This window comes from Streptomyces sp. NPDC047061, from assembly GCF_040643955.1.
Classification (GTDB): domain Bacteria; phylum Actinomycetota; class Actinomycetes; order Streptomycetales; family Streptomycetaceae; genus Streptomyces.
On the sequence record NZ_JBEYVI010000072.1, the window covers coordinates 23,624 to 29,994 of the forward strand.

The 6,371-nt window shown below is 73.1% G+C and carries 6 protein-coding genes and 1 pseudogene; 3 read left to right on the forward strand and 4 right to left on the reverse strand.

Features of this window, described 5'->3' with window-relative positions:
• Nucleotides 1–4 precede the first annotated feature (4 nt).
• Nucleotides 5–1,135 carry an acyl-CoA dehydrogenase gene (locus tag ABZ887_RS48745; RefSeq protein ID WP_361305747.1) on the reverse strand — a complete coding sequence of 377 codons (1,131 nt, stop codon included), beginning with the start codon at nt 1,133–1,135 and terminating at the stop codon, nt 5–7.
• Between the two features lie 156 nt (nt 1,136–1,291).
• Between ABZ887_RS48745 and ABZ887_RS48750 the strand changes: the two genes are divergently transcribed.
• Nucleotides 1,292–2,869, forward strand: a complete 1,578-nt coding sequence (locus ABZ887_RS48750; RefSeq protein ID WP_361305749.1) for an AMP-binding protein — start codon at nt 1,292–1,294, stop codon at nt 2,867–2,869.
• On the opposite strand, the gene ABZ887_RS48755 is transcribed toward ABZ887_RS48750, so the two are convergent.
• Nucleotides 2,853–3,365, reverse strand: coding sequence for an EF-hand domain-containing protein (locus tag ABZ887_RS48755; RefSeq protein ID WP_361305751.1), 513 nt, complete (start codon nt 3,363–3,365; stop codon nt 2,853–2,855). The genes ABZ887_RS48750 and ABZ887_RS48755 overlap by 17 nt on opposite strands.
• A 166-nt stretch (nt 3,366–3,531) precedes the next feature.
• The gene (locus ABZ887_RS48760; protein ID WP_361305753.1) at nt 3,532–3,906 is read right to left on the reverse strand and encodes an STAS domain-containing protein; all 375 of its coding nucleotides are present in this window, start codon (nt 3,904–3,906) and stop codon (nt 3,532–3,534) included.
• 406 nt (nt 3,907–4,312) lie between these two features.
• Between ABZ887_RS48760 and ABZ887_RS48765 the strand changes: the two genes are divergently transcribed.
• Complete coding sequence (locus ABZ887_RS48765; RefSeq protein ID WP_361305755.1) at nt 4,313–4,894, forward strand: sigma-70 family RNA polymerase sigma factor; 582 nt, start codon at nt 4,313–4,315, stop codon at nt 4,892–4,894.
• A 53-nt stretch (nt 4,895–4,947) separates the two neighbouring features.
• The gene (locus ABZ887_RS48770; RefSeq protein ID WP_361305759.1) at nt 4,948–6,171 is read left to right on the forward strand and encodes a maleylpyruvate isomerase N-terminal domain-containing protein; all 1,224 of its coding nucleotides are present in this window, start codon (nt 4,948–4,950) and stop codon (nt 6,169–6,171) included.
• A gap of 116 nt (nt 6,172–6,287) precedes the next feature.
• Here the strand turns inward: ABZ887_RS48770 and ABZ887_RS48775 are convergent.
• Nucleotides 6,288–6,371 (reverse strand): annotated as a pseudogene (locus tag ABZ887_RS48775) (BlaI/MecI/CopY family transcriptional regulator); the annotation flags it as partial.

Sequence of the window (6,371 nt, forward strand, 5' to 3'; positions counted from 1 at the left end):
CCGCTCACCGCCCCTTCGGCAGCCCGAGGATCCGCTCGGCCACGATGTTCCGCTGGATCTGCGAGGTCCCGGCCGCGATGGTGTACGAGAGGGAGGAGAGCCGGTCGAGGACCCAGGGCCGGTCGAGGTCGAGGGCGTCGGGGCCGAGCACGTCGGCCGCCGCGTCGTACAGCTCCTGGCGGGCGTGCGAGTAGCGCAGCTTGAAGACCGAGCCCCCGACGCCGGGCACGCCCCGGCCCTCCGCCTCGCTGACGTTCCACTGGGTGAGCCGCCACAGCGCCCGGAACTCGGCGTTCAGGCGGCCGAGGCGGCGGCGCAGTCCCGGGTCGTCCCAGGCGCCGTTCCCGTGCGCCACGCGCGCGAGGTCGCCGAGCACCCGGCGGCAGGCGACCACCTCGCCGACGAAGGCAGTGCCGCGTTCGAAGGAGAGGGTCACCATGGTGACGCGCCAGCCGTCGTGCTCGGCGCCGACCCGGTTGGCCACCGGCACCCGCACCTCGTCGAGGAACACCTCGGCGAACTCGGCCGACCCGGCGAGCGTGCGCAGCGGCCGTACGATAATTCCCGGGGCGTCCATGGGCATGGCCAGCCAGGTGATACCCCGGTGCTTCGGTGCCGCCGGGTCGGTCCGCACCAGCAGCTCGCACCAGTCGGCGACCTCCGCGTGCGAGGTCCAGATCTTGGACCCGGTCACCACGTAGTCGTCTCCGTCGCGCCACGCGCGCGTGCGCAGCGCGGCCAGGTCGGAGCCGGCGTCCGGTTCGCTGAAGCCCTGGCACCACACCTCGTCGCCGCGCAGGATCGGCGCCAGCCAGCGGGCCCGCTGCTCCTCGGTGCCCTCGGCGGCGATGGTGGGGCCCGCGTGCAGCAGGCCGACGAAGTTGGCGCCCACATAGGGCGCACCGGCCTTCTCGGTCTCCTCCAGGAAGATCAGCCGCATGGTGGGAGAGGCGTCCCAGTGGACGTCGGCGTACCCGGCGTCGTACAGCGCGCGCTGCCAGCCGAGGTCGTAGGCGCGGCGGCCCGGCCAGTCCTCGGGCCTGGGCTTCGGCGGGAGGCCGGGCAGCGCCTTGGCGAGCCACTCCCGCAGCCGCGCCCGGAAGTCCTCCTCCTCGGGCGTGTACGACAGATCCACCGGCAGACACCCCCACGGAGCTGATGGTTCATCAGATCTTCGTCAGATCTCGCAGGCTAGCCCCGCACCCCTGGACCGGCAAGGCGCCAGGACCTACGATCTGACGACTCGTCAGTTCTGTTGTCGATTCCGCGGTTCCGCCGGCAGGGGGACGCCATGAACACCACCGCACACGACCTCAGCGCCTCCCGCACACTCTGGGACCTGGCCGCCCGCCGCGCCGAACTCACCCCGGACCGGCCGGTGTTCCTCCAGGGCGACCGCACCCTGACCTTCGGCGGCCTGCGCACGCGTGCCGAACGCGTCGCGGCCGGGCTGTACGGCATGGGGGTGCGCCCCGGCACGGTGGTCGCCTGGCAGCTCCCCACCCGGATCGAGACGGCCGTCCTCTCCTTCGCGCTGGCCAGGCTCGGCGCCGTCCAGTCGCCCGTCATCCCGTTCTACCGGGACCGCGAGGTCGGCTTCGCACTGCGCGAGTCCAGGGCCGAGTTCTTCGCCGTACCGGGCGTGTGGCGCGGCTTCGACCACACGGAGATGGCGCGGCGGCTGGGCGCGAAGGGGGTCTTCGAGGCGTACGACGACGCCGGGCTGCCCGACGGCGATCCGGCCGTGCTGCCCGCCCCGCCCGCCGAGGGCACCTCCGTCCGGTGGATCTACTGGACCTCGGGAACCACCTCGGACCCCAAGGGCGTTCTGCACACGGACCGTTCGCTCATCGCGGGCGGGTCGTGCCTGGCGCACGCGCTGCGGCTCACGGCGGCCGACGTGGGCTCGATGGCCTTCCCGTACGCGCACATCGCCGGCCCCGACTACACGGTGATGCTGCTGCTGTACGGCTTCCCGGCAGTGCTGTTCGAGCAGTTCGCGCTGCCGGACGCGCTGCCGGAGTACCGCAGGCACGGGGTGACGGTGGCGGGCGGTTCGACGGCGTTCTACTCGATGTTCCTGGCCGAGCAGCGCAAGCAGCCGGGGGATCCGGTCGTCCCGTCGCTGCGGCTGCTCGCGGGCGGCGGGGCGCCCAAGCCGCCGGAGGTGTACCACGCGGTGGTGCGCGAGATGGGCGTGCAGCTGACGCACGGGTACGGCATGACCGAGGTGCCGATGATCACGATGGGGGCGCCGGACGACACGGCGGAGAACCTGGCGACGACCGAGGGCAGGCCGCCGGAGGGGATGGAGATCCGGATCGCCGAGGGCGGCGAGGTGCGGTTGCGGGGGGAGGCGGTGTGCCAGGGGTACCTGGACCCGGCGCAGTCCGCCGCGGCCTTCGACTCGGACGGGTTCCTGCGCACCGGCGACCTGGGCCGGGTGACCGGAACCGGCCATCTGGTCCTCACCGGGCGGCTCAAGGACGTGATCATCCGCAAGGGCGAGAACATCTCGGCGAAGGAGATCGAGGACCTGCTCGCCGCGCATCCGGCGGTGGCCGACGTGGCGGTGGTCGGGCTGCCGGACGCGGACCGCGGTGAGCTGGTCTGCGCGGTGGTCGAACAGCCTCCGGGGACGGCCGCGTTGACGCTCCCGGAGGTGGTGTCGTACCTGCGCGCGGAAGGGCTGTCGGTGCACAAGCTGCCGGAGCGGCTCGAGGTGGTGGACGCGCTTCCGCGCAACGAGACGCTGCGCAAGGTGCTCAAGTACAAGCTGCGCGAGCGGTTCGCCGAGGCTCCGGCTCCGGCTCCGGCTCCGGCTCCGGCTCCGGCTCCGGCTCCGGGGAGCTCTACTCCGGGATCGTGAAGTAGCGGGCGAACGCCGGGACGATCTCGGTCTCCGCGACGTTGCCGTCGCCGTCGATGTCGAGGCCCGACGCGATCGCCTGGGCGAGCTCCGGGGCGACCCCGAGGACGCGCAGCACGCGCGCGGTGTCGGCGACGGTCGCCGTGCCGGTGCCCGCGGTGTCCGCGAGGGCGAGGGCCGCATGCAGGAAGGGGCGGGCGATCTCGCCGAACCGCTCGGGGTTGTCGTGCAGCCGCTTGACCGCGCCGCTGACGAACTCCTGGCGGGTGATGCGCTGGTCGCCGTCCCGGTCCGCCATGCCGGCCATGCCCTGCCAGAAGGCCTCCGCACCGGCGTACAGGGCCTGTCCCTTGTCGGAGCGCGCGGCGAGGCCGAACTCGGCGAGCAGCGCCTTGGCCGCCGCGTTGAAGTCCTCGCGGTCGATCCAGCCGTTGCCGTCCTGGTCGAAGGTTGCGAACCGGGCGGCGATCCGTCGCTCGTACTCGGTGCTGACCATGTCTGTTCGGGCCGCCTTACGTGACGTGGGGGTTCATCTCGCAGGGAGCGTACGACGCGGCGGCGGCCCGAGAGCGGGAAAACGACAGTTGTGCCAAGACCGGGGGAATTCCGCGACAACAACGTGGCACTGTCGTGATCATCGGCTATGCGCTCGCGCGGCCCGGCTACGCGGACAGCGGGTCCTCCTCGTCGGCGGTCGCGCTGTCGATGTCGGAGTACACGTCGAACAGGCGTCGTACGCCGAGGGCGCCGAGGACCCGGTTGACGTGAGAGCCGTCACTCGCGCCCTGGGCGGGCAGGATCAGCCGCAGCCGGCCCCGGCAGGAGCGGATCAGGCGGCGGGCCGCGATGAGGACACCGACACCGCTGGAGTCGCAGAAGAACACGTCGGAGAGGTCGAGGACCAGGCTGTGGTGGCCCTCGGCGACCACGTCGTGCACCCGCTGGCGCAGCACCGGCGAGGTCACCAGGTCCAGTTCGCCCGACACCCCGAGCACCGCCCACTCGCCCTGTTCGACGCCGGTCACCTTGAAAGCCACGGCTCAGCCCTCCGCTCGCCGGATCTCCGGAACCGCCCGGAAACGGAGCCAGTTCCTACGCTTCTTGTCGCGCGGCTGCCCAGCGGCGGTTCCCCGAAACCCCGGATGACAAACGAGCATCGATCGGAGAGGGTCTTGTTTCGGTCACTGACGATCCTGTTCGATCAGAAACGTAAGGTTCGGCCGGATACGAGCGGGAGAGCCGGGAATCACGCGGAGAGCGGCGGAGAACGTCGCGGAGAAGGGCAGGCAGAAGGGCGGGGAGAAGTACCGGAACCGCCTACTACCACCTGCAGTCCGTCAAGGGGCGCGCATTGCCATAAAGGGGCGTGCGTTGCCGGACGTGCCGACTACATTCGAGGAGACGGTGGAGACACGCTGGACACGGACACGGGGAGGGGGCCGCATGGCGAAGAAGGACGCACCGCCCCGCTGGGACCGCAAGATGCAGCAGCGGCTCGCACGCGGTGAGGCGGCCGCCCTCGGTGAGCTGTACGACCGCTTCGCCTCGCTCGTGCACGGGCTCGCCCATCGCGTCCTCGGGGACGAACGGGCCGCCGACGACATAACCCGCGAGGTCTTCGCCCAGGTCTGGGAGCACCCCGACGCCTACGACCCCCGGCAGGGGCCGTTGCGCTCGTGGCTCGCGGCGCTGGCCCACCGGCTCGCCGTGCAGCGCCTGCGGGCCACCGAGACCGCCGCGCTCGCCCCGGGCGACAGCGGTTCCCCGCAGGCCGCGGAGGAGCTGGAGCACAAGGTGCGGCGGGCCTCCGTCGCCGCCCGCGCGGACTACATCGTGCACTCCATGCCGGCGCCGCTGCGCGCCGCCCTGGAGCTCGCCTACTTCCAGCGCCGCGACTACCGGCAGACCGCGGTGGACCTCGGCGTCACCGAGGACGAGGCCCGCCGCCGGCTGCGCCTGGGCCTGCAGCTGCTGTCCACCGCGCACGACGTCGGGACGCCGCCCGGACCCGGGGGTGGGGCGTGACCGGCGCCGAGTTCTCCGAGGCGCACGACGGCAACGGCTCCGGGGACGGTGACATGCCGCGCGACGGCGGCGCCGACTTCGGCCGGTCGCCGCGCATACCGCTGCCCCGGGCCTCCGTCGAGGACGGCGGGCAGCCGCTGCCCGAGCCGGCCGACCAGCCGCCCGTACCGCTGCAGTTGTCGCACGACGTCCTGAAGTCGCTGCTCGGGGCGTGGGCGCTGGCCGCGTGCTCGACCGCCGAGGCACTCGCCGTCGAGGTCCACCTCGGGGACTGCGGGGCCTGTGCGGACGAGGCGCGGCGGCTGCGCGAGGCGGTCGGCCTGCTGCACCAGCCGGAGAGCCTGGACCTCGATCCCGGCCTGCGTACCCGGGTCCTGGAGGCCTGCCTGGACCGCCGGCCGGCCAGGATCCCGATCCCCGCCTGGGCGGCGCCCTACGACGCGGAGACCGCCCGCCTGGACGCCCTGCTCCAGGACATCGGCGACGCGGAGTGGCACGCGCCGGTGCGGCTGCGCTGGTTCGACGGCGAGGCGGCGGCGACCCGCCGTACGACGGTCGCCGGAGTGATCGCGCACCTGCTGTCCGTCGACGGGCTGGTGGCGACGGCGCTGGGCCTGGAGGACCCGCTCGGGGAGACCCCGGTGCAGGGCCCGGCCGCCCGCACCGAGGCGTTCTGGCAGGCCTCGCACTTCCCGCCGACGCGTGGGGTGCGGGTGCCCTGGCGGGAGCAGAGCCACCGGCTCGTGCAGACCGTCTCCTTCACCGGCGGCGGCGCCGGGCGCCTCGGGGTGTCGTACAGCGACTTCGAACTGCCGTTGCACGACGCGATGCTGGACCGTGCCTTCGAGTGCTGGGTGCACGCGGAGGACATCGCGGAGGCCGTGGACTATCCCTACGGGCCGCCGGCCCCGAGGCACCTGCACCGGATGATCGACCTGGCGGCCCGGATGCTGCCCGCTGCGCTGGCCGAGCGCCGACGGGCGGGGCTGGCGTCGCCCGGCCAGACGCCCCACCTGGTCCCTGCGGGACGGCCCGGCCGGAGTCTGCGGCTGGAGATCGAGGGCAGCGGCGGCGGCGAGTGGCTGATCCCGCTGGACTCGCCGGGGGCGGTGGGCTCGTCGGAGTTCGAGGTGGCGCACGTGGCGCTGGACGACGTGGAGTTCTGCCGGCTGGCCGCGGGCCATGTGCCGCCGGAGGAGGCTGCGGCGGGGCAACTCGGGGACCGGGCGGCGATCAGGGACGTCCTGTTCGCCGCCGCGAGCCTGAGCCGGATGTAGGCGGGTCCGCCCACGGGGCGGGACGGTCCGGTCTCGTCGGCGAGTGCGGCCGCGTGGGGGCCGTTCGCGCAGTTCCCCGCGCCCCTAAAAGGCGCGTTGCGCCCTTTTAGGTCCCCGAGCAGGCGATGCAGCAACTGCTCGTCCTCCTCGGAGAGTTCGGAGACGAACCGGGCGAGCACGGCCTCCCGGTCGGATCCGCG